At 71.7% G+C, this 25,806-nt stretch carries 23 protein-coding genes; 8 read left to right on the top strand and 15 right to left on the bottom strand.

Features of this window, described 5'->3' with window-relative positions; translation table 11 throughout:
- Positions 1–11 precede the first annotated feature (11 nt).
- The gene (locus ACFYZQ_RS18565) at positions 12–1,592 is read left to right on the top strand and encodes a hypothetical protein (protein ID WP_389148371.1); all 1,581 of its coding nucleotides are present in this window, start codon (positions 12–14) and stop codon (positions 1,590–1,592) included.
- A 19-nt stretch (positions 1,593–1,611) separates the two neighbouring features.
- On the opposite strand, the gene ACFYZQ_RS18560 is transcribed toward ACFYZQ_RS18565, so the two are convergent.
- Entirely contained in the window at positions 1,612–3,108 is a 1,497-nt protein-coding gene (locus ACFYZQ_RS18560) for a PLP-dependent aminotransferase family protein (protein ID WP_389148369.1), read from the bottom strand.
- A gap of 34 nt (positions 3,109–3,142) precedes the next feature.
- On the opposite strand from ACFYZQ_RS18560, the gene ACFYZQ_RS18555 reads away from it, so the two are divergent.
- The 4 genes from ACFYZQ_RS18555 to ACFYZQ_RS18540 all read left to right on the top strand — a co-directional run bounded on the left by ACFYZQ_RS18555 (position 3,143) and on the right by ACFYZQ_RS18540 (position 6,736).
- A complete protein-coding gene (locus tag ACFYZQ_RS18555) occupies positions 3,143–3,910 on the top strand; it encodes a YitT family protein (protein WP_389148367.1) in 768 nt (255 codons plus the stop codon).
- The gene (locus ACFYZQ_RS18550) at positions 3,907–4,674 is read left to right on the top strand and encodes a glycerophosphodiester phosphodiesterase (RefSeq protein ID WP_389148365.1); all 768 of its coding nucleotides are present in this window, start codon (positions 3,907–3,909) and stop codon (positions 4,672–4,674) included. The genes ACFYZQ_RS18555 and ACFYZQ_RS18550 overlap by 4 nt, the downstream gene beginning before the upstream one ends.
- A 70-nt stretch (positions 4,675–4,744) precedes the next feature.
- Entirely contained in the window at positions 4,745–6,094 is a 1,350-nt protein-coding gene (locus ACFYZQ_RS18545; protein ID WP_389148363.1) for an MFS transporter, read from the top strand.
- A 267-nt stretch (positions 6,095–6,361) separates the two neighbouring features.
- On the top strand, positions 6,362–6,736 hold the full coding sequence (locus ACFYZQ_RS18540) for an RNA polymerase-binding protein RbpA (RefSeq protein ID WP_189292218.1): 375 nt from the start codon (positions 6,362–6,364) through the stop codon (positions 6,734–6,736).
- A gap of 99 nt (positions 6,737–6,835) precedes the next feature.
- Here ACFYZQ_RS18540 and fxsA read toward each other — a convergent pair whose 3' ends face one another.
- The 4 genes from fxsA to ACFYZQ_RS18520 all read right to left on the bottom strand — a co-directional run bounded on the left by fxsA (position 6,836) and on the right by ACFYZQ_RS18520 (position 10,883).
- Positions 6,836–7,393, bottom strand: a complete 558-nt coding sequence (gene fxsA / locus ACFYZQ_RS18535) for an FxsA family membrane protein (RefSeq protein WP_389148360.1) — start codon at positions 7,391–7,393, stop codon at positions 6,836–6,838.
- A gap of 46 nt (positions 7,394–7,439) precedes the next feature.
- On the bottom strand, positions 7,440–8,237 hold the full coding sequence (locus ACFYZQ_RS18530) for a polyprenol monophosphomannose synthase (protein ID WP_389148357.1): 798 nt from the start codon (positions 8,235–8,237) through the stop codon (positions 7,440–7,442).
- Between the two features lie 536 nt (positions 8,238–8,773).
- Positions 8,774–10,390 carry an amidohydrolase gene (locus ACFYZQ_RS18525; RefSeq protein ID WP_389148354.1) on the bottom strand — a complete coding sequence of 539 codons (1,617 nt, stop codon included), beginning with the start codon at positions 10,388–10,390 and terminating at the stop codon, positions 8,774–8,776.
- A gap of 52 nt (positions 10,391–10,442) precedes the next feature.
- A complete protein-coding gene (locus ACFYZQ_RS18520) occupies positions 10,443–10,883 on the bottom strand; it encodes an Lrp/AsnC family transcriptional regulator (RefSeq protein WP_383705814.1) in 441 nt (146 codons plus the stop codon).
- Between the two features lie 268 nt (positions 10,884–11,151).
- On the opposite strand from ACFYZQ_RS18520, the gene ACFYZQ_RS18515 reads away from it, so the two are divergent.
- On the top strand, positions 11,152–11,598 hold the full coding sequence (locus ACFYZQ_RS18515; RefSeq protein WP_389148351.1) for a hypothetical protein: 447 nt from the start codon (positions 11,152–11,154) through the stop codon (positions 11,596–11,598).
- 396 nt (positions 11,599–11,994) lie between these two features.
- On the opposite strand, the gene ACFYZQ_RS18510 is transcribed toward ACFYZQ_RS18515, so the two are convergent.
- The 6 genes from ACFYZQ_RS18510 to ACFYZQ_RS18485 all read right to left on the bottom strand — a co-directional run bounded on the left by ACFYZQ_RS18510 (position 11,995) and on the right by ACFYZQ_RS18485 (position 18,519).
- Positions 11,995–13,167 carry an acyl-CoA dehydrogenase family protein gene (locus ACFYZQ_RS18510; protein ID WP_389148500.1) on the bottom strand — a complete coding sequence of 391 codons (1,173 nt, stop codon included), beginning with the start codon at positions 13,165–13,167 and terminating at the stop codon, positions 11,995–11,997.
- Positions 13,168–13,393: 226 nt separating this feature from the next.
- Complete coding sequence (locus ACFYZQ_RS18505) at positions 13,394–14,053, bottom strand: TetR/AcrR family transcriptional regulator (RefSeq protein ID WP_389148348.1); 660 nt, start codon at positions 14,051–14,053, stop codon at positions 13,394–13,396.
- A gap of 98 nt (positions 14,054–14,151) precedes the next feature.
- Positions 14,152–14,292, bottom strand: a complete 141-nt coding sequence (locus ACFYZQ_RS18500) for an SCO1431 family membrane protein (RefSeq protein ID WP_389148345.1) — start codon at positions 14,290–14,292, stop codon at positions 14,152–14,154.
- Positions 14,293–14,399: 107 nt separating this feature from the next.
- Positions 14,400–15,770, bottom strand: a complete 1,371-nt coding sequence (locus ACFYZQ_RS18495; protein ID WP_389148343.1) for a peptidase C39 family protein — start codon at positions 15,768–15,770, stop codon at positions 14,400–14,402.
- Positions 15,771–15,974: 204 nt separating this feature from the next.
- Positions 15,975–17,516, bottom strand: coding sequence for an amino acid permease (locus tag ACFYZQ_RS18490; RefSeq protein ID WP_389148340.1), 1,542 nt, complete (start codon positions 17,514–17,516; stop codon positions 15,975–15,977).
- A 46-nt stretch (positions 17,517–17,562) separates the two neighbouring features.
- A complete protein-coding gene (locus ACFYZQ_RS18485) occupies positions 17,563–18,519 on the bottom strand; it encodes a hypothetical protein (RefSeq protein ID WP_389148337.1) in 957 nt (318 codons plus the stop codon).
- 250 nt (positions 18,520–18,769) lie between these two features.
- Between ACFYZQ_RS18485 and ACFYZQ_RS18480 the strand changes: the two genes are divergently transcribed.
- Both ACFYZQ_RS18480 and ACFYZQ_RS18475 read left to right on the top strand, forming a co-directional pair.
- Entirely contained in the window at positions 18,770–19,369 is a 600-nt protein-coding gene (locus ACFYZQ_RS18480) for a uridine kinase (protein WP_389148497.1), read from the top strand.
- Between the two features lie 452 nt (positions 19,370–19,821).
- Complete coding sequence (locus tag ACFYZQ_RS18475) at positions 19,822–21,687, top strand: AAA family ATPase (RefSeq protein ID WP_389148334.1); 1,866 nt, start codon at positions 19,822–19,824, stop codon at positions 21,685–21,687.
- Between the two features lie 115 nt (positions 21,688–21,802).
- Here the strand turns inward: ACFYZQ_RS18475 and ACFYZQ_RS18470 are convergent, their stop codons facing one another.
- The 4 genes from ACFYZQ_RS18470 to hisG all read right to left on the bottom strand — a co-directional run bounded on the left by ACFYZQ_RS18470 (position 21,803) and on the right by hisG (position 25,761).
- Complete coding sequence (locus ACFYZQ_RS18470) at positions 21,803–22,888, bottom strand: hemolysin family protein (protein WP_389148331.1); 1,086 nt, start codon at positions 22,886–22,888, stop codon at positions 21,803–21,805.
- Positions 22,885–24,219 carry a hemolysin family protein gene (locus ACFYZQ_RS18465; RefSeq protein WP_389148328.1) on the bottom strand — a complete coding sequence of 445 codons (1,335 nt, stop codon included), beginning with the start codon at positions 24,217–24,219 and terminating at the stop codon, positions 22,885–22,887. The genes ACFYZQ_RS18470 and ACFYZQ_RS18465 overlap by 4 nt, the downstream gene beginning before the upstream one ends.
- A gap of 203 nt (positions 24,220–24,422) precedes the next feature.
- Entirely contained in the window at positions 24,423–24,878 is a 456-nt protein-coding gene (locus ACFYZQ_RS18460) for a PH domain-containing protein (RefSeq protein WP_389148325.1), read from the bottom strand.
- A gap of 34 nt (positions 24,879–24,912) precedes the next feature.
- Entirely contained in the window at positions 24,913–25,761 is an 849-nt protein-coding gene (gene hisG, locus ACFYZQ_RS18455) for an ATP phosphoribosyltransferase (protein WP_389148322.1), read from the bottom strand.
- Positions 25,762–25,806 lie beyond the last annotated feature (45 nt).

The raw sequence follows: 25,806 nt of genomic DNA, 5'->3' as shown, positions 1-25,806 counted from the left end.
AGGAGACCGCAGTGGCCCGGCGCCCCCTCCCCCGCATTCTGAGCACCGGCAGCGCGCAGATCGCCAGGAGCCGGGAGCTGGCCCGGACGGCGGCCGACGGCGCCACCGACGTCCTCCACCCGCTGATCACCATCACCCGCGGGCTGCGCCGGCTGGCCTCGGCCGGCCGGCGCAGGTGGGCGGAGACACCCAAGGACCGGCGCGGGCCGCTGCTGTTCCTGGCGGCCTCGGCGGTCATGGTCGTGACCCTGGTGCCCTACGGACCGCTGCTCGCCACCGGCACACTGATGGCGGCGGCGGCCTGGCACGGCCGGGACCGGGCTCAGCAGGAGTCCGAAGGGCCCGACGAGTCCCGGACGCAGCGGCTGCGGTCGCTGTACGAGGCCTTGGTGCCGTACTTCTCGGCCGCCGAGGACCCGGCTCCGCTGTACGCGCACGGCGGGGACTGGGAACAGGCCTTCATCTTTCACGAGTTCGACGATGCGGGGCGCGTCGGGCACCTGGTGATCCGGTACCCGGCGTACTTCCCGGACGGTGAACCCGAGGCCCGTGCACGGATCGAGGCGCTGCTCGCCGCGAAGGCGGGGCGGGGCCGCGAGTACCACTTCACATGGGACGAGGAGGGCAACGAGCTGACCGTCACCGCCCTGGCCCCCCTGCCCGCCGACATCCGCGCCCAGCGGTTCGTCACCGCGCCCGGCGAGACGGTCCTCGGCTTCACCGACCCGGCGGAGGTACAGCGCACGCTGCCCCTCTCCTACGGCGAGGAACAACTCGACGTCCCTCCCGTCGTGTGGCGCACCGGCCTGCGCTCGACCGAGCCGCACCTGCTGGCCATGGGCCGGCCCGGCAGCGGCACCTCGACCCTGCTCCGGTCCATCGCCCTCCAGGCCCTCCAGTACGGTGACGTGCTCATCGTCGACGGGGGCGGCACCGGCGAGTACGCCTGTCTGACCGGACGCGACGGGGTGCTCGCGGTGGAGTGCGGGCCGACCGGGGCGCTGGCCAGCCTGGAGTGGGCCGCGCACGAGACGGAGCGGCGGCTCGTCGCCGTCAACCGCGCGCGGGCGGCGGGACATCCGCCGCCGGACGACACCAGGCGGCCGCTGTGGATCTTGCTGGACCGGCCGAGCGCCTTCGCCCATCCGGCGGCGGACGGGCACAAGGATCCGCAGACACTGCTCCAGGTGCCGCTGCGGCACGGCCGGGCAGCCCATGTGACCGTGGTCGTGGCCGAGCAGTTCGACGGTGCGGACTCCTTGAGCGAGGGCGTACGGCAGCACACACGCGCGCGTGTCGTGCTCGGGCCCGCGACGGCGGAGCAGCTGGTCGACGTCCTGGGTGTGCCGCCGCACACGACTCCGCCCGCGCAGGTGCCCCCAGGGCGGGGGTACGCGCGCCTGGGCCACGGCCCGGTGCACCGACTGCAGGTGCCGGCGACGCCCGATCCCTACGACGACGCCACCAGCGACGCCGACCGGCAGGCAGTGACGGCGTTGCTGCCGCCGCGGACGACACCGGCGGACGGCGAGACGGTGCCGGTGGAGACGGAGCCCGTGCTCACGAAGGCAATGGTCGCCGAGGGGCCGTGAGCGCCCTCGCGCCGCCTTCCTACGCCACGAAGGTGCGCGGCGACTCCGATCCGTTGCTCGCGCCGGTCTCCACCAGGTGCGCTGCGGCGGCCAACCGGGCCGCCGCCTCCTCCGCCACCGCCCCCCCGACCGTGAACGGGAGCCGCACATACCCTTCGAAGGCGCCGTCGACCCCGAAGCGCGGACCCGAGGGGACCCGTACACCGACCCGCTCCCCGGCCACCGCGAGTCGCGAGCCCGACAGACCACCGGCACGCACCCACAGCGTCAGGCCGCCCTTGGGCACCTGGAACTCCCAGGTGGGCAGCTCACGGCGGATCGCGGTGACCAGGGCGTCGCGGTTCTCGCGCGCCTGGGCACGGCGCAGGTCCACCGCCTGTTCCCAACCACCGGTGCTGAACAGCCAGTTGACGGCGAGTTGCTCCAGGACGGGGGTGCCCAGGTCGGCGTAGGCGCGCGCCGCGACCAGGCTGCGGATCACGTCCGGGGCCGCCCGTACCCAGCCGATGCGCATGCCGGCCCAGAAGGCCTTGCTGGCCGAGCCGACGGTGATCACCGTGGAGCCCGCCGGGTCGAAGCCGCACACCGGGCGCGGCATCTCGACGTCGTCCAGCCACAGAGCGCTCATCGTCTCGTCGGCGACGAGCACGGTGCCGGCCGAACGGGCCGCGTCCACCAGTCGGCGCCGCTGGTCCTCGTCGGCGAGCGCGCCGGTGGGGTTGTGGAAGTCGGCGACGACGTACGCGAGCCGGGGCGCTGCGTCCCGCAGCACCTGGCGCCAGCGGTCCATGTCCCACCCGCTGAGCCCCTCGCCCATCGCGACCGGCACGAGCCGGGCACCCGCCTCCCGCATCAACTGCAGGATGTTCGCGTACGACGGCGACTCGACGGCGATGCGCTCACCGCGGCCCGCGAAAAGGTGGCAGATCGCGTCAATGGCGCCCATCGCACCGGTCGTCACCATGATCTGCTCGGGCATGGTCGGGATCCCGCGCGAAGTGTACCGCTCGGCGATCATCGAGCGCAGCGCCGCTAGGCCCGCCGGATAGTCGCCGTGCGTGTGCGCGTACGGCGGCAGCTCCTCCAGGGCTCCCTGCACCGCCCGGGTGAGCCACGGTTCGGGGGCGGGCAGTGCCGCGCAGCCCAGGTCGATGATCGAACCCAGCGACTCGGGCGGCAGCGGCTCCAGCCCCCGGGCCGGAAGGGGGTTGCCCGCCGGGACCGCCGTCCAGCTGCCCGCGCCACGCCGCGACTCGAGGAACCCCTCGGTACGCAGTGCCTCGTAGGCGGCGGCGACGGTGGTGCGGCTGACGGAGAGGGCGAGCGCCAGTTCGCGCTCGGCGGGCAGCCGGGCGGCCACCGGCACCCTGCCCTCCAGGACCAGCAACCGGATGCCGTCGGCCAGCGCGCGGTAGGCCGGCGGGCGGCGCGTGCCGGGGCCGGCCGGGCGGTCCTGCTGGGAGTTGAGCAGCCGGGCGAGCTGCGCGGCACCCACCGCTGAGGTCCACTGGGCCATGTAGATCAGTCCACCTTCCCCGGATTGGCCATGGATGGCTTCTCCTCGCAAGCCACAGAGTGACACGCACCAGTCCACTACCACCAGTCGGGGGGACCCTGTGTCCACGAAGTCGTCCGCGAAGGCGTCCTTGAGCCTGTCAACCCGGTCGCCGGCCCAGCCGCACACAAGCAGGCGCCTGATCCAGCTGTACGCGGGGCTCGCGCTGTACGGCGGGAGTTCCGCGCTGCTCGTGAAGGCCGGTCTCGGACTCGAGCCGTGGAACGTCCTGCACCAGGGCCTCGCGGAACTGACCGGCCTGAGCATGGGCGTCGTACTGACGATCGTGGGCGCGGCGGTGCTGCTGCTGTGGATCCCGCTGCGCCAGCGGCCCGGCCTCGGCACGGTCTCCAACGTCCTGGTGATCGGCGCCGCCATGGACGCGTCCCTCTCCGTACTGCCCGACGCCCACGCCCTGGCCGCGAGGATTCCGCTCCTGGTGGCCGGCATCGTGCTCAACGGCGCGGCGACCGGCCTCTACATCGCCGCGAACTTCGGCCCCGGCCCGCGGGACGGTCTGATGACCGGGCTGCACCGGCGCACGGGCCGCTCGATCCGGCTGATCCGTACGGCCGTGGAGATCACCGTCGTGGCGACCGGGTTCGTGCTGGGCGGCACCGTCGGCGCGGGCACCGTCCTGTACGCGCTGTCGATCGGCCCGCTGGCCCAGCTTTTCCTGCGGGTGTTCGCCGTCCCGTCGGCATCCGGCGGCAGCACGGTGGTTGCCACCGGGTCACCCGAGGGGGTGATACTGCGCACGTGACGACGCTCATCCGCCACCCGTACCTGGACCATCCCGGCCCGATTCCCTTCGCCCACCGCGGAGGGGCCGCCGACGGCCTGGAGAACACCGTGGCGCAGTTCCGCCGCGCGGTCGACCTCGGCTACCGGTACATCGAGACCGACGTGCACGCCACGGCGGACGGGAAGCTGGTCGCCTTCCACGACGCGACCCTGGACCGGGTCACGGACGGCGCCGGCCGGATCGCCGACCTGCCCTGGGAGGACGTCCGGCACGCGCGCGTGGCGGGCAGTGAGCCGGTGCCGCTCTTCGAGGAGCTGCTGGAGACCTTCCCGGACGTCCGCTGGAACGTCGACTGCAAGGCGGAGCCCGCCCTGCGGCCGCTGCTCGCGCTGATCGAGAGCACAGGCGCCTGGGACCGCGTCTGCGTCGGCTCCTTCTCCGAGGCGAGGGTGCTGCGCGCCCAGCGGCTGGCCGGGCCACGGCTGGCCACGTCGTTCGGTACGCGCGGGGTGCTGAACCTGCGGCTGCGCTCGTGGGGGCTGCCCGCGGCGGTGCGCCGGTCCGCGGTCGCCGCCCAGGTGCCCGAGTCCCAGTCGGGTGTCCCGGTGGTCGACCACCGTTTCCTGCGGGTCGCACACGCGCGCGGGCTGCAGGTGCACGTGTGGACGATCAACGAGCCCGAGCGGATGCACCGGCTCCTCGACCTAGGCGTCGATGGCATCATGACCGATCACATCGACACGTTGCGCAAGGTCATGGAGGACCGGGGCATCTGGGTCTGAGCGGCCCGGGACCTCCCGGTCCGGCCCCGAGCCCTACGCACAGCACTTCGGCGGGGAAGCGAGGGCACGGGTGGGCACCGACACCGTGCAGGCCCAGGGGTCCGACGAGGACGCCGGGCGGCGGCGCGAGCAGCGCGGCTGGTACTTCTACGACTGGGCGTGCTCCGTCTACTCGACGAGCGTGCTGACCGTGTTCCTCGGCCCCTACCTGACGTCGGTCGCCGAGTCGGCGGCGGACGCGGACGGTTTCGTCCATCCCCTGGGCGTGCCGGTCCGGGCCGGGTCCTTCTTCGCGTACTCGGTGTCCCTGTCGGTGATCCTGGCGGTCGCGCTGATGCCCCTGGTGGGCGGTGCGGCCGACCGCACGGGACGCAAAAAGCCCCTGCTGGGGGCGGCCGCCTACGTGGGCGCGGCTGCGACGACCGGCATGTTCTTCCTGGACGGCGACCGGTACCTGCTGGGCGGCGTCCTGCTGATCGTCGCGAACGCGGCGCAGTCCGTGGCGATGATGCTCTACAACTCCTACCTGCCGCAGATCGCCCCGCCCGGGGAACGCGACGCGGTCTCCTCGCGCGGCTGGGCCCTCGGTTACGCGGCGGGCTCCCTGGTACTGATCGGCGACCTGGTGCTGTACTCCGGGCACGAGTCCTTCGGGCTCTCCGAGACGGCGGCGGTACGGATCTGCCTGGCGTCGGCCGGTCTGTGGTGGGGCGCCTTCACGCTGGTGCCGCTGCGACGGCTGCGCGACCGCCGGACGGGACCGGCGCGGGAGGCCACCGCGCCCGGACTGCGGCAGCTCGCGGCCACCGTCCGGAACATGCGCCGCCACCCGCTGACGCTCGCCTTCCTGCTGGCCTACCTCGTCTACAACGACGGCATCCAGACGGTGATCTCTCAGGCCTCGCTCTACGGCTCGCAGGAGCTGGGGCTGGGGCAGTCGACTCTCATCGGGGCCGTGCTCCTGGTGCAGGTGCTGGCGGTCGCGGGCGCGCTGGGGATGGGGCGGCTGGCGCGGACGTACGGCGCGAGGCGGACGATCCTCGGTTCGCTGGTCGCCTGGACGGGCACCCTGGGGGCCGGGTACTTCCTGCCCGCCGGAGCGCCGGTCTGGTTCTTCGCGCTCGCCGCCGGGATCGGACTGGTCCTCGGCGGCAGTCAGGCGCTCTCCCGGTCGCTGTTCTCGCACCTGGTGCCGCCCGGCAAGGAGGCGGAGTACTTCTCGGCGTACGAGATGAGCGACCGCGGGATGAGCTGGCTCGGCCCGCTGCTTTTCGGGGTCACCTACCAGCTGACCGGAAGTTACCGATCGGCGATCGTGTCGCTCGTGGCCTTCTTCGTCATCGGGTTCGTGCTGCTCGCGCGGGTCCCGGTGCGGCGTGCGATCGGCGAGGCGGGAAACCCGGTTCCGGAGAAGATTTAGCACTCAACACGAAAGGGCGGTAGTGTACGCGTTTGGCCTGCCAGGCGTACCGTTACTGCGCGTCAAAGAAGCCGAAACGCTAGGTGACATCTGCTAGCAGATGTGACAAACCGGGCGCTGGTGGGTACAACAAGGGGCGGCTACGACGGCGACGCATGACCCGGAACGGGACTCGGAACGGGAATCTTTACCGCCGACCGGACGTTGACCGGATGACGACGACAGCGACACCTGTCCTGTGGGCGACAAGCCCGGGAGGCACGATTCATGAGTGAGCGAGCTCTTCGCGGTACGCGCCTCGTGGTGACCAGCTACGAGACTGACCGCGGCATCGACCTGGCGCCGCGCCAGGCCGTGGAGTACGCATGCGAGAAGGGGCACCGCTTCGAGATGCCCTTCTCGGTGGAGGCGGAGATCCCGCCGGAGTGGGAGTGCAAGGTCTGCGGAGCCCCTGCACTCCTGGTGGACGGCGAGGGTCCTGAGGAGAAGAAGGCCAAGCCCGCGCGTACGCACTGGGACATGCTGATGGAACGACGCACCCGCGAGGAACTCGAAGAGGTCCTCGAGGAGCGTCTTGCGGTACTGCGCTCGGGGGCGATGAACATCGCCGTTCATCCCCGCGACAGCCGCAAGAGCGCATAGTCCCTGCGGGGGCCGGCCGGTTCAGCGCACACGAGTAACCGCGGGCGCCGTACGTCACGTACGGCGCCCGCGGTTTTGTGTCCGCGTGAGAGCAGGTGCTCAGCGGGTCAAGGGCGGCCGCTGCTCCTGCTGAGCGTCCCCCGGCTCGTGCCTGATCACTTCGCCCTGCACGACCTTGCCGTCGGGCCGGTGCATCCGCGCCTGCTGGAACGCGTCGCCGAGACCGCCGGGGGCGGCCTCGCGGAGCTTGCGGTCGAAGGTGCGCTCCGCATAGCGGCTCAGGGCCTTCTGGACCGGCGGTACCAGGAGCAGCAACCCCGCCACGTCCGAGATCAGGCCGGGGATGATCAGCAGCAGGCCGCCGAGCATCGTCAGGCCGTTGCCCGAGCCCTTGGCCGGCGTGCCGCCCCGTCGCAACGCCTCGTTGAGGTTCTGGAAGGCGCGGCGGCCCGCACGCTTGATGACCACGGAGCCGGCGACGCAGCCCGCGACCAGCAGCAGGAACACCGCGAACCCGCCGACCGCGCCCGCCACCACGGTCAGCAGCCAGATCTCCAGCACCAGCCAAGCGGCGATCCCGAGCGGCAGGAACGTCCGCAGGCGGGAGCGGCGGGGCCGTACGGTGGGCTGCTGAGAGCCCGGAGCGCCAGTCGTCATGCTCCCAGTGTGCCCGGACCCGGCTCAGCGCCGGATAAGGGGGCGGTCAACGAGCCTGTCCGCGCTTGCCCGTGATCTTGCCGAGCCGGTCCCCCACGCCCCAGGCCGTGACCCGCCACAGCGCCTCCACGACGATGTCGCGGCTCATCTTGGAGTCGCCGAGCTCCCGCTCCACGAAGGTGATCGGCACCTCGACGACGTGATAGCCGGCCTTGACCGCGCGCCTGGCCAGGTCGACCTGGAAGCAGTACCCCTGCGAGGCCACCTCGTCGAGCCCGAGGCCCTCGAGGGTCTCGCGGCGGAAGGCACGGAAGCCACCGGTCACGTCGCGGATCGGCACGTCGAGCATGAGCCGCGAGTAGGTGGAACCGCCGCGCGAGAGGAACTCGCGGGATTTCGGCCAGTTCACCACCCGGCCGCCGGGCACCCACCGGGAGCCGAGCACGAGGTCGGCGCCCTTGAGGGCGGTGAGCAGGCGGGGCAGCTCCTCCGGCTGGTGGGAGCCGTCGGCGTCCATCTCGATCAGCACGCCGTAGCCGTTGTCCAGGCCCCATCGGAAGCCCGCGAGGTAGGCGGCGCCGAGGCCTTCCTTGCCCTTGCGGTGCATTACCTGGACGTGGTCGTCCTGGGCGGCCAGTTCGTCGGCGAGCTTGCCCGTGCCGTCGGGGCTGTTGTCGTCCGCCACCAAGACGTGCGCCTCGGGGACGGCCTTGCGCACCCGACCGACGATGGACTTGATGTTCTCGGCCTCGTTGTAGGTCGGGATGATCACCAAGGCCGTGCCGAGCGGACCGAACTTCCTCCCCCGGTCCTGTGCCGCGCGGGTCCCGTCGCCGTCGTTCACTGCTGCCCCTTCACATGTCGTACGCAAGGTCCACCATAGTGGCCGCGGCCTGCGTCGACGCGAAGACTCGTGCCTACTGGGGTGTCGATTCCCCAAGAGCGGGGTAAGAATCAGCTTTTCGTTCCGCGTCCCGCTGCGGATGGGGGCCCGGCGCCCTTCGGGCCGACCTGGGACCCGCTGGCTGCGGACCGACCGAAAGCCGTTGTCTACTGAGCGTCCGGGCCCCACCCGGGTCACACCCTCCCGACCGGTCGGAAGCGTTCCCGCGTCGGCGCGGCTGCTGAGCCTGGCTCCCAGCGACGGTGCCCCGGTGCGGCACACCGTCCCTGACCCAGCGGCGCTGCGACGCGTGCGCGAAATGCTCCCCGGTCGGGCGTCCGGTGGTGGACCCGGCCGAACCTACCGGCCTTCCGCCGTCGGCTGTCAACAGCCGCCTGACCTGCGCAGACTCTCTCAATCGCCTGGTCAGCACAGACGATACGCAGGTCGCGCGACGCGATCCGGCGGCCGATCGTCGACCGCGCCACCCCGGTAGATCACTCGCCCGGCCGTACGAACACCGTCCGCCCGCCCACGACGGTCCGCAGGCAGACCGGCAGGTCGTTCCCGGGGGTCAGGTCGGGCAGGCCCGGGGTGCCCGAGCGGGGGTCGGTCGACCAGCGTGCCACCCGGTCGTCGGGGGCCTGGACCACGAGCGCGTCGGTACGCCAGACGGCATAGTCGGCGGGCGCACCGGGCACCAGGACACCCGCGTCGTCCCGGCCGACGGCCCGCCAGCCGCCACGGGTGTGCGCGGTGAACGCGGCCCGGACGGAGATCCGGTGCCCGGGTGTGCGGTGGAAGGCGGCCGCACGGACCGTGCCCCATGGGTCGAGGGGGGTGACCGGACTGTCGGAGCCGAAGGCGAGCGGCACGCCGGCGCGCAGCAGGGCGGCGAAGGGGTTCAGGGTGCCGGCCCGCTCCGCGCCCAGGCGCCGGGCGTACATGCCGTCCTCGCCGCCCCACAGCGCGTCGAAGGCGGGCTGCACGGAGGCGGTCACGCCGAGTTCGGCGAGGGCCGCGATCGCCTCGGGGGTGAGCATCTCCGCGTGCTCGACGCGGTGCCGGGCGGCGCGGACGCGGGCGAGGCCCACCTTCTCGGCGGCGGACCGGGCCCCCTCGATCACGGCGGTGACGGCGGCGTCGCCGATGGCGTGGAAGCCCGCCTGGAGGCCCGACTCCGTGCAGGCGACGACGTGCTCGGCGACGGCTGCCGCGTCCAGGTAGGCGGTGCCGGTGTGGCCCGCGTCGGCGTACGGCTGGTGCAGGCAGGCGGTCTGCGAGCCGAGGGCGCCGTCGACGAAGAGGTCGCCCGCGGCGCCGGCCGCGCCCAGCTCCCGTGCCCTGTCGATGCCCTCGGCGCCTCGCTCGGCCCAGTAGCCGATCACCCGGGGGCCCGCTTGTCCGGCGGCGAGCCGCAGCAGGTCGGTGAAGTCGTCCTCGGAGGAGATCTGCGGGCCGCCGCACTCGTGCACGGACCCGATGCCGAGAGAGGCGGCGTGCGCGAGGGCGGCCCGCTGCGCCTCGGCGCGCTGGGCGGGGGTGACGGCGGCGAACGCGGCGGCCCGTACGGCGTGGTGGTCGTCGCCGGTGAGCGCGGCGTCGTCGCGGGAGACCCCGCCGGGCACCATGTCGAGCAGTGCACTGGTGACGACCGCCGAGTGGACGTCGATACGCGACAGGTACAGCGGGCGGCCGCCGGTGGCCGCGTCGAGTTCCGCGCGGGTCGGAGGGCGTCCGCCGGGCCAGCGGGCGGTGTCCCAGCCGTGGCCGAGCAGGACCCGGTCGTCCGGGCGGGCGGCGGCGAAGTCCCGCACCCGGGCCAGGGCTCCCTCCAGGGAGGGCGCGTCGGACAGGTCCAGCCCGGTCAGCGCCAGACCGGTGGCCGTGGTGTGCACATGGGCGTCGGTGAACGCCGGGGTGACCAGGGCGCCGTCCAGGTCGACCACCTCGTCGACGCCGTCCGCGAAGGCGTCGGCGGCGCCCTCGGAGCCGACCCAGGCGATCTGGCCGCGCTCCACGACCATCGCGGTGGCGAAGGGGTCGGCCGGGCTGTGCACCTCTCCGCGGCGCAGGAGGACGGTCTCGGGGTCGGCGGCGGATCGTTCACTCATGACCGACAGTCTCTCGCGCGCGACCGGATCCGCCGCACGCGGGGCGGCCGGTTCAGATCTTCGGCGGCCGGGCCTCGTACGGCGTCGACAGCACCACCGTCGTACGCGTGGACACCCCGGCCAGGGTCCGCAGCCGGGCCAGCAGTTCCTCCAGCTCGTGCGGGGTGGCCACACGCACCTTGAGGATGTAGTTCTCGTCGCCCGCGACGCTGTGGCAGGCTTCGATCTCGGGGACGCCGGCGAGCCGGTCGGCGATGTCGTCGGGGGCGCTGGGGTCGAACGGTTTCACCGAGATGAAGGCGGTCATGGGCAGCCCCACGGCCTCCGGGTCGACGACCGCGGCGTAGCCACGGATGACGCCACGCTGCTCCAGCCGGCGCACCCGCTGGTGCACGGCCGAGGTGGACAGGCCCGTGGCCTTGCCCAGGTCTGTGTAGCTCATCCGCCCGTCCTTGACGAGCAGCTGCACGATTTGACGGTCCAGCTCCTCCATGGGGCCAAAACCTACAGTGCGCTTGATCTCCTCGGATACCTGAGCAAGCCAGGTCATACCCGGTTCGTGATGTCCCGGCGGGGATGCCGTGAGCCATCTGAGGGACAAACGCGCCGCACCGGACACCTGCGGGCGGCATGTGACGAACGCCACAGTCACCGAGCGGGCTCCGTGATGTTCTCGTGATTACCGCCGAGAGCGGACGGGAAGTGCTTGCTGTGGTCGAGGCCGCAGTGCCTTCACGGCCCAGCCCGAGGGGGAGAACCCAATGCAGAGTCTTAAGCGCCCTGGTCGCAGCATGCCCAAGCGGCGGCAGTCCGTCGTCGAGCCCGAGCCGGAGGGCGTCGAACCCGACGCCTACGACGAGGCGGACGCCGACGAACCCGACGCCTACGACACCTTCGAGATGTACCGGGTGATCTGCCCGGACTGCGCGCAGCCCATCGCCCTGCTGGCGGACGAGGGGGTCCTGCCGGAGCACGCGCTGTGCGCTTCGCCGTGGAACCCGTTCGGTCTCACGGTGTGTGCCGGCACGGGCCGTGCGGCGGCCGACGCCCGCCCCGCGGACGATTCCTTCCGGCCCCAGGAGCAGGACGCCGCGCTCCTGCTGACCCTGCCGCAGGGCCTGAACTGGCGGACACAGCCCTTCTCGCACGTCGGCGGCCCGGGCTCACGCCCGATGCGCATGGCGACATTGCGCCGCCAGGCCGCCTGAAACACCACGCCGCACACCGGCACCCCCTGCACCATGGCACGCAAGCCGCCGTGGTGCGGGACTTCCGCCGGACAGGTCGTCGTACACGAGGACGATGTGCCAGTACGTCGGCGGCCACCCGAGGGGGCGGCCGTGAACTCACGCTCGATTCGTCAGGGCGGTGACCTGTCCGCCGGTGCGGGCGTTGCCCTGGTATGACCCCCACACAATCGGCGACCGGGCGTCAGTACCGCGTGTTCGTTCCCCGGCCCACGGGGCCGGTGCCTCCGCCGCCGCCCGACCCGCCCATCTACCGCGACCTGATGCGCGTCTGGGCCGACCGGGGCCGCACCCTGCCGGGTCGCCACGACCCGGAGTGGGTCAGGCTGGCGGCCCCGTCGGCCACGCTCGGGCAGTTCAGCGCCCTTCCGGCCCCGCTACGTGACGGGCGATGACCATCCGCTGGATCTGGTTGGTGCCCTCGACGATCTGCAGGACCTTGGCCTCGCGCATATAACGCTCCACCGGGAAGTCCGCGGTGTAGCCGTATCCGCCGAGGATCTGCACGGCGTCGGTGGTCACCCGCATGGCCGTGTCCGTGCAGTGCAGCTTGGCCATGGCGGCCTGCTTGGCGAACGGCAGGCCGGCGTCCCGCAGCCGGGCCGCCGCCAGGTACAGGGCGCGGCCCGCCTCGATCTGGGTGGCCATGTCGGCGATCATGAAGCGCAGGCCCTGGAAGTCGGCGATCGCACGCCCGAACTGCCTGCGGTCGGTCGCGTAGGCGACGGCCTCGTCCAGCGCCGCCTGGGCCAGGCCGATCGCGCAGGCCGCGATGCCCAGACGCCCGGAGTCGAGCGAGGACAGGGCGATGGAGAAGCCCTGGCCCTCCTCGGCGATGCGCCGCTCGTCGGAGACCCGTACGTCGTCGAAGTGGACCTGGGCGGTGGGCGAGCCCTTCATGCCCATCTTCCTCTCGGGCACGGCGGCGCTCAGGCCATCCGCGTCGCCGGGCACGAGGAACGCGGTGATCCCGCGCGGGCCGTCCTCGCCGGTGCGGGCCATGACCGTGTAGAAGTCGGCTACGCCGCCGTGCGTGATCCACGCCTTGGTCCCGGTGATCACCCAGTCGTCGCCGTCGCGGACCGCCTTGGTGCGCAGTGAGGCGGCGTCCGAGCCCGACGAGGGCTCGGAGAGGCAGTACGCGCCGAGCAGTCCGCCGCCGAGCATCGCGGGCAGGTGCTCGACCTGCTGCTGTTTGGTGCCGTGGGCGGCGAGCGCGTAGGAGGCCAGGGTGTGCACGCTGACGCCGAGGCCGACGGTGAGGCGGGCCGCCGCGAGTTCCTCGAGGACCTGGAGGTATACCTCGTACGGCTGGTCGCCGCCGCCGTACTCGGAGTCGTACGGCAGACCCAGCAGGCCCGACTGCGACAACAGGGTGAAGGTCTCGCGCGGGAAGCGTCCGGCGTCCTCCTCCTCGGCCGCCTTCGGTGCGATCTCACGCTGTGCGATCCCACGGACGAGCGAGATCAGGTCCCGGGCCTCGTCCGTGGGCAGTTGCCGGTCCACAGGCTGCTGGGCGCGGTCGGGCATGGCGACGCTCTCCTCCCTGTTCGGGCGCATCGGCGGACGTGCGCCTTGGGTGGGGCGGCGCCGCCTGATTCGTCTGGTCGGCCGATGCGCGCGCTCCCGGGTCTCGGAAGCCGCTGACCAGCGGCTGTGCGCTGTGAGTATGCCCGATCAGCGACCTCTCGTCACCAGTTAACGACCGCTCACTTCAAGTCGTCCACCCCAGAAGTCCCCCGCGTCCGGCCCGCGCTCAGGCGTCGCGTCGCGCCGGCGTCGGAGCCGGATGGGCGGGGTCCATTTCCTCGATGGCGCGCAGGGCGCCGCCCAGGGTCCTCACCAGCAGCTCACGCATCGTGTCGCGGGAAAGTTCGGGCCGGTCGATCCAGTCGAGGGTGGCCCCCTCCACGCTGCACACCCAGGCGAGCAGGCCCATGCGGGCCAGCGGAGCGATGTCCCGGCGGCCGTATGCCCCCTCGGCGATGGTCGCCACGATCGCCTCACGCACGCCGTCCCGGATGGCGTGCACCTCGGTGTCGAACCCGACTCCCCCGCTGACGATGGTGCGGTACGCGGCCTGGTGGTGCTCGGCGTAGCGCAGATAGCTGTCGACGGTGCGGTGGACGCGGTCGACGGCCGGCAGGTCGAGACCGCTCGCGGCGTGCTTGACCAGACCCGCGACGGAGTCCTGGATGATCGCCAGGTAGTACCCGCGCTTGGACTGGAAGTAGTAGTAGATCAGGCCCTTGGCGACGTGCGCCTGCCGGGCGATGTCGTCCATGGAGAGCGCGTCGTAGGACGTGTCTGCGAACAACTTCCGGCCGATGGAGATGAGTTCGGCACGACGCGTCGCGGAACGCTCGGTGCCGCGCGTCGGGGGACGGACGGCGGCACCCTGTTGCCTGATATTCAATTCGGACCCTGGTCTCGGGCGGGCGGCGGGACATCGGAAGTATGTCAGAACAACATCGGGCGCTCCGTCGAACAGCCATTCCCGCCCGGGCCGTCAGCTCACAGCAGGCCGATCCGGGTCACGAGCACGGCGATCACCACGACCAGGACCCAGCCCATGACGTGCTCGAGGAGTTCGGGCCCGTCGTCCCACGGGCCGCCGGTGCGGGTGCGGTCGGCGGTGGCCGAGTGTGCGGTCATGGTGTCTCACCGAGGCTCGCTGTGCCGGGTGGAATCCCCCCACCGTTGTGTCCACCCTGCCATCCGTCGTGGCCTGTGCGGCGGAGACGTCGGTCACAGACGGCCGCTCAGCACACGCCCACCGACGCGAGTGCCCGGCGCCGGCGGGGTCCGGGGTGGGCGGGGAAGTACAGGTAGCAGACGCCGCCCGTGCCGGAGACGACCTTGCCGGCGGCGTTGTACCGCTTGGTCCTGAGCCAGATGTTCTCGAACTCCCGCCGTAGGTACACCCGCCGCACCGCGGCGTCGCTCGGCGAGGCCGGGTCGTTGGCGATCACATCGCCCTCGGCGGTGAAGCCGATCACGGTCATGAGGTGGCCGGAGGTCCCGTATCCGGCTCCGGTCAGCTCCGTCTTGAGGAAGGACTGGGACGTTATGACCGGGATGCCGGCCGCGATCAGCGTCTCCACGTCGGTGAGCGAACCGAGCCGGGTGACCACGCCCTGCAGGCCTGGGTAGGTGGCCGCGTAGGCGGCGTTGAACGGCCAGTTCCCGCAGCCCTGGTACTGGTAGTCGTAGGTGTTCCGGGCCGCGTGGCACACCTGCGGGTCGGCGTAGGACGGGTCCACCCAGGACAGTTGCCCGGGGGTGGGCCGGCCGCCCCAGTACTCGATGATCATCTGCGAGGAGGTGGGGCTGCACCAGGCCTCGCCGCCGTTGTCGTACTCGGGGTACTGGCCCGCGTGGATCTCCTGCGAGTAGCGCGGAACGATCAGTTCCCTGGCCAGAGCGGGAGTGGAGGCCGGGACGGTGAAGCGGTCGGGGACGTCGGAGCCCATGGCGCCGAGCCGCCAGACGGTGGGGGTGAGCGTGGTGCCGGGCTTGCGGTACAGGGTCAGCCGCAGCCGGTAGGACGTCAGGCGCAGGCCGGTGGAGGCGTCGTCGATCGCGAAGGTGTCCGTCCAGACGGTGCTCCTGCCGTCGGTCTGATCGTCCACCGAGGTCCGCTTGATGTCCTGGTCACCGGCCGCCCAGCGGCCCATCACGTACCAGGGGGTGTCGGTGCCGTCGGAGTACGTCCCCCGCAACTCCACCTGGAGCCAGGTGCCCGCCGGGGTACTGGCGTTCCAGGAGGCGATCGCCTCGCCGGCGGGGACGGCGAGCCGGTGCACCGGCGAGGTCCAGGTGGCGTACTCCCAGGCGGCCGTCGTGCCGGTGTGCGGATCGGTGTAGTCGGTGGTGCCGGCCGGGTCGGCGATCACCAGGCCGGGGCGGGGACCTGCGACGGCACGGGCGCCCGTCGCGGTGCCGCCGCGCCAGTCCTGGTACGTCGTCCAGGCGCGGTAGTCGACGGAGCGGGCCGCGGTGTGGCCGGGGTCCTCGGCGTCGGCGGCCGTCCTGCCGCTCGCGGCGGCCGCGGGGCCGGCTCCGGAGACCACCGCGGCGGCGACGGCCGCGGCCAGGACGGTTCTGCGGGAAGGCTGTTCGGCTGTGCTCATGGGCGGAAGACCCCCAGGTGTCAGGTGTCGGGCGGTCCGTTGCACGGCTGTGCGCCAACTATGGGGCAGGCGGCATGCCCCTGCCAGCACTTCGGCCCGTGCCACGCCCACGAATATTGGTCTCGCCCACTGGCGGGCACCGCGGGACAGGAACGGCCCCGGCGTGCGAGTCCGGCTACGCACGCCGGGGCCGGTGACGGCGCGTCAGACCAGGTCCATCGCCGCGACCTCGTCCGGTCGGCCGTAGCTGACCGGCCCCTGGAAGCGGCGGCGGGCGGTGGCGAACCACCACACCGTGGCCACCAGCAGGACGACGGCCAGCGCGATCGGGGCGTAGTTGAAGGAGTCGACGGTGATCGGGGAGGCCTGCGGCAGCATGAACAACACGCTGCTGAGCAGGATCCAGACCACGGCGAGCCAGCCGATCGGGCGGCCCCAGCGGCCCAGGTGCCAGGGCCCCGGCTGGAAGTCGTCACCGAGCCTCAGCCTCAGGAAGATCGGCACGGCGTAGGCGAGGAACAGCCCGACGACGTTGACGCTGACGATCGCGGTGAACGCCGTGTGCGACCACCAGCCGGGCAGCACCAGTGCGAGCGAGCAGCCCACCGCCAGCCACACCGCCTTGACCGGGGTGCGGGTGCGCGGCGACACCGAGTGCCACCAGCGGGAGCCGGGCATGGCGCCGTCCCGGGAGAAGGCGAAGATCTGCCGGGTGTTGCTGGTGAGGTTGGCCAGGCCGCAGAAGAGCATCGAGCCGATCACGACCAGCAGCAGCGCCTTGGCCCAACCCGTGCCGAGACCGTCGATGAGGATCTGGACGGGCGGCGCGGACGAGCCCGCCACCCTGCCGTAGTCACCAACGCTGTAGACCAGTGCCAGCATCAGGATCAACCCGGTGATCGCCGAATACCCGATCGAACGGGTGATCCCCTTCGGCGCGTTCACCGTCGCCCGGACGGTTTCCTCGGACATGTGGAAGCTGCCGTCGAAGCCGGTGAAGGTCCAACTGGTCACCAGCAGGCCGAGCATGCCGCCGTAAAGCCCGTTGGTGAAGCCTGTGTTGTTCACGAAATGCGTCACGAAGGAGGCCGACCGGTGGTGGTCCGGCATCACGATCAGTGTGCTCACGATCACCACGAGTCCGATCAGCAGCCACCAGACGGAAATCCGGTTGAGGACGGCGACCAGGTGGACGGTGTACGTGTTGGCCAACCCCTGCAGCACGATGATCAGGGCTGTGATCAGGACCGTCTGGTGGACGGTGGGCTCGTAGGAGTCCCACTGGAGGGCGACGAAGGCCTGGATGAAGGTCGCCGCCGCGTATCCCGTGGCGGCGGTGCCGCCGATCTGGCCCACGAAGTTCAGCCAGCCCGTGAACCAGGACCAGGCGCCTTTGTGGCGTTTGGCGAGTTTACCGGCGGAGAAATACAGCGCCCCGCTCGTCGGATAGGCCGAGGCCACCTCGGCCATGGCCGCGCCGATGAACAGCACCATCACGGAAACGCCGATCCAGCCGAACACGAGAATACGGGGGCCGCCCGCGTTCATACCGTAGCCGAAGGACGAGAAAATACCCGAGATGATGTTGATGATGGTGAAGGAGATCGCGAAATTGTCGAACGCCTGGAACCGACGGGTGAGTTTCCGCGGATACCCCATCGCGTGCAGGGTCGCGTCGTCGTCGAGCGCGGTCGGGTCCTCTCCCCCGCGGGCTCCGGCCCGTGGAGTCGATATCCGTTCTGACACAGATCGACCTTTCTCTGGGTAGGGGGACGAGCAGGGGGTCGGGCGGTCAGGCGGGCCCCGGCACCGGCAGGCCGCAGGCGCGCCGGGCCCTGGAGAGCTGCTCCGCGGGATCACCGAAGGCGCTCCAGGGCATGCGGGAGGCGTAGGGGCCCATCGCCGTGAAGACCGCCCGTGCCTCGAACTCGCGCTGGGCCATGACCAGCGCGTGCGCGAGGTAGGCCAGGTCGAGCACCGGGGTGAAGCGGTATCCGGCCACCGTGGGCAGCCAGTTGTGGTAGATCGCGAGAGCCGTGGAGCGCCATTGGGGCTGCTCCCAGACGCGGTCGGCGAGCAGTTGGGTCGGGTTGTAGCTCTCGACCAGGGCGACCAGCGGCAGCAGCCGCAGCGGGGAGTCGGCGGGTGCCCGCTGACTGAGGAAGGCGGCCACGTCCCACGCCGCGTTGACCGAGCCGCCGTACCGGGTGAAGAAGAAGGAGAGGAAGCGGTGGTGGGCCTCGCGGTGCCACGGGTCGAGGGACAGCACGTGCGCGAACAGCCGCCAGGGGCCGGGCGGGGACGTGAGCAGTCCGTGCGGGGCCGGCTCCCGCAGCCGGTGCAGCCGGGCCATGGCCAGCTTGGCGACCCAGGGCGTGGGGTCGGCGGGGGCCAGGGCGGCGGCCCGGTCGCAGGCGGCCAGCGCGATCCGCTCCAGGGCCTCGGCCCGCTCGTCGCGGGCGTCGGCGGCCCTGAGCGCCCGCTGCACGGCCACCCGGGCCCACATCAGTGCCGATTCGGGTGCCGGCTCCTCCGCCAGCCAGCGTTCGACGAGATCGCTGCCGGCGGCCTCGGAGGCCAGGACCAGGGAGCGGTGGGCGCGCAGGCCGTAGTCGGTGCCCGTCTCCGCCAGCGCTTCGTGGGCGCTTCTGTAACGTCCGGCGCGCACGTCGAGGCAAACGTGTGCGAGCACGCGGTCGTCGGCCGCCGGATGCCACACATACTGCCCTTCGAATAAGTCCGCGGCCATCTACCCCTGTCCGTCCCCGCCCGACGCATCGCAGTTGCGCAGGACGCACTTTACTCAGCCGCGCACGCACCGGGAATGCCGAATTCGACATATCGGTCAGCAGATTTCGGGTCTCAATCCGCCGGATTGACTGGCTGCCAGCCGATGGTTCAAGGCGTGACTTTCTTCGGCCGCCGGTACACCCACTATGGGCCACTACTAGAATGTTTCCGGAAAACCCCCCACACGGCACCACACCTCAGGAATCGTCATTCACGACCTCGCCTCCCGGCTGCGCGCGCTGCCACCTTCCTGCGGCCCGGTCCGCCTCGTCGGTGTCGACGGGCACGCCGGTTCCGGAAAGTCCACGTTCGCCGGACGCCTCGCCGCCGAGTTGGGCGGAGCTCCGGTACTGCATCTGGACGACATCGCCACGCACGAGCAGTTCTTCGACTGGACCGGGCGCCTGCTGGCCCAGGTGCTGGAGCCGCTCGGCCGCGGCGAGACCGCGTACTACACGCCGTACGACTGGCGCGCCCGGCGCTTCGGCCCGCCCCACGCGCTGCCACCCGCTCCCGTGCTCCTCGTCGAGGGGGTCGGCGCCGGCCGCCGCGCCCTGCGGCCCTACCTGGCGGGGCTGCTGTGGATGGATCTGCCCTGCGAGGCCTCGTGGGCGCGGGGGCGGCTGCGGGACGGACCGGAGCAGAGCTCGTTCTGGGCCGGCTGGGTCCGGGCGGAACGCGCGCACTTCACGGGGGATCCCTCGCGCCCGTACGCCGACTTCCTGGTACGGCAGTCACCGCAGGGGTACGAGGTGCTGCCGATGCCGTCGGCGTCTCCTGGACCGGACCAAGTCTGTCGCTCTGAGTGACGATCCGTCCGCGTTGCGCTGAACTCACGACGAGCCGTGTCCGAGAACCGTTCGAGTGCTCCAACTCGGCTTGACCGGGGGCCCGGACAGGTCTTACGTTCTCAATGTGCGGCCCATCGGGTCCGCCCGCCTACGCGAAGCCCCCGGTTGTTCCCCCGTGATCGGGGGCTTCGTTCTGCCCGCAGACCGTTTTCCGGGCGCCGTGCGCCGTTGTTCGCTCACCCTCGGTCACCGCGCCGTGTGCGCCCCATCTGCTCCCACCTCGCCGAACGGCTCGTGCGGCACCCTTCGGCGGGTGGCCGCCACGCGGGTACGATGCCCTCGGTGCGACCATCGAACGGCTGCTTCGCGCATCTGCAACTCCGGTCCGCAGTACAGCGTTTCGACCAAGGCAGTCACCGAGACGACGGTGCGGCGACGAACCTACGGGGGCACGGTTTGTGGGGGACGTGATGGACTTCGGCACGCAAGGCCCCGAGGCCCCGGCCGACCTCGCCTGGCTACGAGGCGTGGACGCCTACACCATGGGCGCCTACCCCCAGGCGGAGGAGGAATTCCGCGCCGCGGTGCGGATGGACCCCGGGATGGCCGACGGCTGGCTCGGGCTGCACGCGCTGCGCGTCGACACGACGACCGCCCTGCTCAGGATGTTCCGGCACCGGGACCGCTTCGGGGAGCAGCGTGCCCGGCACCGCCGCACCCTCAACTCCTGGTACTGGCTGGGCTGGTGGGTACAGCCGGTGCTCGAGAGCCCCCGCGACCTGCTGCTCGCGCACGCCTCGCACTGGCTGGACGGCCGTCACGTCCCGGAGCTGGACCGTGCCCTCGCCGGGCTTCCCCCCGTGGACACCGACGCGCAGGTCCGCTTCCTGCACGCCTGCCGCGCCTACCTGGTCAAGGACTGGGAACAGCTGGTCCGGCACACCGACCCGCTGCTCGACGATGCCCTGCTGGGCATCGAGGCAGGCCTGTTCGGCGGCATGGCCCGGGTCCGGCTGGAGATGTACGGGCAGGCCGAGCCGCTGCTGTCGGCGGCCCTGATGCGCTGCCGCAGCGAGCAGCCGCAGCGCAAGGAACTCAGATACTGGCTGGCCCGGGCGCACGAGGGCACCGGCCGCAGCGCCGCGGCACTCCCCCTGTACCGGGCGGTGCACCGTGTCGACTCGGCCTTCATGGACACCTCCGCCCGACTCGCCGCCATCGCCGAGAGCGACGGGTACGACGACGCGACCGACCTCGCGGCGATCACACTCACCGGAATCGGCCAGGACACCGTCGACGGCCCCGACGTGCTCGACCCGCTCTTCGGGACCGAGGGCCGCGACCTGCGGCTGACCGAGGCCGACCTGCCGCCGGCCGGTGCGATGCCGTCGGTGACCGACCCGGCGGTGCGCGCGAAGACCGTCGCACCGTCCTCGCCGCTGCCCGCCGGGCCGACCGATCCCGCGTTGCTGGAGGCGGCGCTCGCCGAACTCGAGCGCATGGTGGGGCTGGAGCCCGTGAAGCGCCAGGTCAAGGCGCTGTCCGCACAGTTGAACATGGCTCGGCTGCGCGCCGGGCAAGGCCTGCCGGTCCAGCCGCCGAAACGGCACTTCGTCTTCTCCGGCCCCTCGGGCACCGGCAAGACCACCGTCGCCCGTATCCTCGGCCGCGTCTTCTACGCCCTCGGTCTGCTCGGCGGTGACCACCTGGTGGAGGCGCAGCGGGCCGACCTGGTCGGGGAGTACCTGGGCCAGACGGCCGTGAAGGCCAACGAGCTGATCGACTCCGCGATCGGCGGGGTGCTGTTCGTCGACGAGGCGTACTCGCTGTCCAACTCCGGATACGGCAAGGGCGACGCGTACGGCGACGAGGCCCTGCAGGTGCTGCTCAAACGGGCCGAGGACAACCGCGACCACCTGGTGGTGATCCTGGCCGGCTATCCGGAGGGGATGGACCGGTTGCTCGCCGCCAATCCCGGGCTGTCCTCCCGCTTCACCACCCGCGTCGACTTCCCGTCCTACCGGCCCCTCGAACTCACCTCGATCGGTGAGGTGCTCGCCGCGGAGAACGGCGACGTGTGGGACGAGGAGGCGCTGGACGAACTGCGGTCGATCGCGGGGCATGTCGTCGAGCAGGGGTGGATCGACGAGCTGGGGAACGGGCGGTTCCTGCGGACGCTGTACGAGAAGAGCTGTGCGTACCGGGATCTGCGGTTGTCCACGTATCCGGGGATGTTGACTCGGGACGACCTGGCCACGTTGAGGCTGCCGGATCTCATGCAGGCCTATGGGGAGGTCCTGTCGGGACGGGGTCCGCAGGATCCGTCGGCGATGTAGGTGCGGCGTGCCAGGGCCGGCGCCGGGCGGGTTCGCTCCCCCGCGCTTGCGGGGTGCCGCCTGCGCCCACCCGTGCCGCCCCGGCGGCACGGGTGCCCGCAGGCCACGCACGTCTTCAGCTCGCCAGCGCCTCCTCCGGCTCCCCGTGCACCCGGGGGTCGGTGACCCTGGTGTTGGGGTCTTGCCGGTGGGCCGGGTCGCGGACCTCGCCGACCAGGAGTTCCAGAACGTCCTCCAGCGCGACCAGGCCGAGCACCTTGCCGGAGGCGTCGGCCACCTGGGCCAGGTGGGTGGCCGCGCGCCGCATCACCGTGAGGGCGTCGTCGAGCGGCAGCTCGGCCCGCAGGGTCGTCATCGGGTGCCAGACGTGCTGCGGGACGGCCCGCTCCGACTCCTCCAGGTCGAGCACGTCCTTCACGTGCAGGTACCCCATGAAGGCGCCGGTCTCCGCCGCGACCGGGAACCGTGAGTACCCGGTGCGTGCGGTCAGCTCGACGATCTCCCCCGGCGTGACCGACGGAGCCACCGTCACCAGCGACTCGCGCCCGAGGAGCACGTCCGTGACCGGGCGCGAGCCCAGTTCCAGCGCGTCCTCGAGGCGTTCCTGCTCCTCGGGGTCGAGGAGGCCGGCCTGACCCGAGTCCTCCAGCAGGCGGTTGAGCTGCTCGCTGGTGACGACGGCCTCGACCTCGTCCTTGGGCTCGACGCGGAAGAGCCGCAGGATCCCCTGGGCGCAGGCGCCGAGGGCGACGGTGATGGGCCGGCAGAGGCGGGCGAAGGCGACCAGACCGGGGCTGAGCCACAGCGCGGCCTTCTCCGGCGCGGCCATCGCGAGGTTCTTCGGGACCATCTCGCCGATGACGAGGTGGAAGAAGACGACGGCGGCGAGGGCGATGACGTACCCCAGCGGGTGGATCATCCCCTCCGGCAGATGGATCCACTCGAACACCGGCTCGAGGAGGTGCGCCACCGTCGGTTCGGCGACCGCGCCCAGGGTCAGCGAGCAGACGGTGATGCCGAACTGGGCGGCGGCCATCATCTGCGGCAGCCGCTCCAGGCCGTACAGCACCTGCCGGGCCCGGGCCGTGCCGAGCGGCTCGATCTGGCTGCGGCGGACGGAGACGAGTGCGAACTCGGCGCCGACGAAGAAGCCGTTGGCCAGTACGAGCAGCGCGGCGAAGAACAGTTGGAGGAGACTCATCGAACGGCCTCCACGACGTTCACCGCGGGGGTGGTGCGCACCAGGCGGACCCGTTCGGCGCGGTAGTGGCCGACCCGGCGGACGGACAGCCGCCAGCCGGGCAGTTCCGCCTTGTCGCCGGGGGCGGGGATACGGCCGAGCAGGTCGGCGACCAGGCCCGCGACGGTCTCGTACGGGCCCTCGGGCACGTCGAGGCCTATGCGCAGGAGGATGTCCACGCGGCAGCTGCCGTCGACGTCCCAGGCGGGCTTGCCGTCCTCGGGCGGGGCGGCGGCGAGCTCCGGCACGAGCTGGCCGTCGTGCTCGTCGCGGACCTCGCCGACCAGTTCCTCGACGATGTCCTCCAGGGTGACCACACCGGCGGTGCCGCCGTACTCGTCGACGACGACCGCGATGGGCTGCTCGCTGCGCAGCCGGGCCAGCAGGGGCTGGACGGGCAGCGTCTCGGGGACGAGCAGGGCCGGACGGGCGATGCGGCCGACGGGGGTGCGCAGCCGGTCGTGGACCGGGACCGCCAGGGCGTCCTTGAGGTGGGCCATGCCCACGATCTCGTCGATCTTCTCCCGGTAGACGGGGAAGCGGGACAGTCCGGTGGCGCGGGTCAGGTTGACCACGTCCTCGGCGGTGGCCGAGGACTGCAGGGCGCTGACCTTCACGCGCGGGGTCATGACGTGCTGCGCGGTCAGCTCGCCCAGCGACAGGGTGCGGACGAACAGGTCGGCGGTGTCCTGCTCCAGGGCGCCGGCCTGGGCGGAGTGCCGGGCGAGGGAGACGAGTTCGCCGGGGGTGCGGGCGGAGGCCAGTTCCTCCGCCGGTTCGACGCCCAGGGCACGGACGAGCCGGTTGGCGACCGTGTTGAGCGCGGCGATCACCGGGCGGAACAGGCGGGCGAAGCGGTGCTGCGGGCCGGCCACGAACCGGGCGACCTGCAGCGGCTTGGACACCGCCCAGTTCTTGGGCACCAGCTCGCCGATCACCATCTGGATCGCCGAGGCGAGCAGCATGCCGACGACCACGGCGACACCGGACACGGCTCCCGCGGGGAGGCCGACCGCGGCGAACGGCCGGTGCAGCAGCTCGGCCAGGGCCGGTTCGGCGAGCATGCCGACGACGAGGGAGGTGATGGTGATGCCGAGCTGGGTGCCGGACAGCTGGAAGGACAGCTCCTTCAGCGACTCGACGACCGTACGGGCGCGTTTGTCGCCCTCGGCGGCGGCCTTCTCGGCGTCCGGACGTTCGACCGTCACCAGGCCGAACTCGGCCGCCACGAAGAAACCGTTGGCAAGAATCAGCAGGAACGCCGCCGCGAGGAGCAGCAGGGGGGTGGTCATGATGCCACCGCCTCACCGTGATGTCGGGAGGGGGCGGCGCAGGTACTACAGGACGATCCGTCCATCGCCGGAGGGAGTCACTCCTCGGGTAGCAGGAACCCCTGGACGCCGGGCGGCGCACAGGGGCGGAGGCGCAGCGAAAACGCCTCCATCACCAGATTAATCAAGACACGGGCCACTACGGCAGGGTCGACGGCCCCGAGTCAGCCCTGATCTTCCACGGGGTGGGCCGTCGAGCGGGCCTCGGCGAGCGCCCGGAGGGTGCGCGCGTCGGCGATGGCGCGCTGCTTGGCGACGCCCGGCTGGATGCCGAGCGCGGGCAGGCTGGTGCCGTCGCTGAGGTCGATGAACACCCAGGGATCGCCCGGACGGAGGTTCACCTGGACGATTTCCGCCCAGTCCAGGCGCCGCCTGCTGGCGATGTTGACGACGGTGACGCCGGAGTCGTCGGCGACGACCCTCACCCGGGCGAGCTGGGCCAGCACGCCGAAGATGAGGGCGCCGGTGATCACGAAGCTGAGCCGCTCCCCCGGGCCGAGGTGTTCCAGGAGCATCGCGATCCCCGAGATGACCACGAAGATCGCCACGCCCGCGGTGAGCAGAATCACGCGGGTGCGCCCCGGCCGGAACGTGACGGGAAGGTCGGGAAGGTCGGACATCTGGTGCTTACCCCTGCTTGTCCCTCCCTGCGGCTCAGAGGCGGCAGGCGTGGATGGCGGTGGTCAGGATGGCCCGGGCACCGATCGCGTACAGGTCGTCCATGATCCGCTGGGCCTCCTTGGCCGGGACCATGGCACGGACGGCGACCCAGCCCTCGTTGTGCAGCGGGGAGACGGTCGGGGACTCCAGGCCGGGGGTGAGCGCGACGGCCTTCTCGAGCTGCTCCACTCGGCAGTCGTAGTCCATCATCACGTATGTGCGGGCCACCAGGACGCCCTGGAGGCGGCGCAGGAACTGCTGCACCTTGGGCTCTTCGGTGTCGGCGCCGGTGCGGCGGACGACGATGGCCTCGGATTTCATGATCGGCTCGCCGAAGACCTCGAGGCCGGCGTTGCGCAGGCTGGTACCCGTCTCGACGACGTCCGCGATGACCTCGGCGACGCCCAGTTCGATCGCCGTCTCCACGGCGCCGTCGAGGTGGACGACCGAGGCGTCGACGCCGCTGTCCGCGAGGTGCTTGGCGACGATGCCCTCGTAGGAGGTGGCGACCGTCTTGCCCGCCAGGTCCTCGATGCCGTTCGCGGCGCCCGGCTTGGCGGCGAAGCGGAAGGTGGAGCGGGCGAAGCCGAGCGGGAGGATCTCCTCGGCGTTGGCGCCGGAGTCGATCAGCAGGTCGCGGCCGGTGATCCCGATGTCGAGGCGGCCGGAGGAGACGTAGATAGCGATGTCGCGGGGGCGGAGGTAGAAGAACTCGACCTCGTTCCCCGGGTCGACGATGCGCAGTTCCTTCGACTCCCGGCGCTGCTGGTAGCCGGCCTCATGCAGCATCTCCGCCGCAGGGCCGGACAGTGAACCCTTGTTGGGGACGGCGATGCGCAGCATGAGGTCGGCTTCCTTTGCTCGTTCGGTACGGGGGTGTGCGGGTAC

The sequence above is a fragment of the Streptomyces sp. NPDC001843 genome, assembly GCF_042891955.1.
GTDB lineage: Bacteria > Actinomycetota > Actinomycetes > Streptomycetales > Streptomycetaceae > Streptomyces.
The sequence above is the reverse complement of the archived record's forward strand: the minus strand, read 5'-3'. Positions and strand labels throughout refer to the sequence as shown.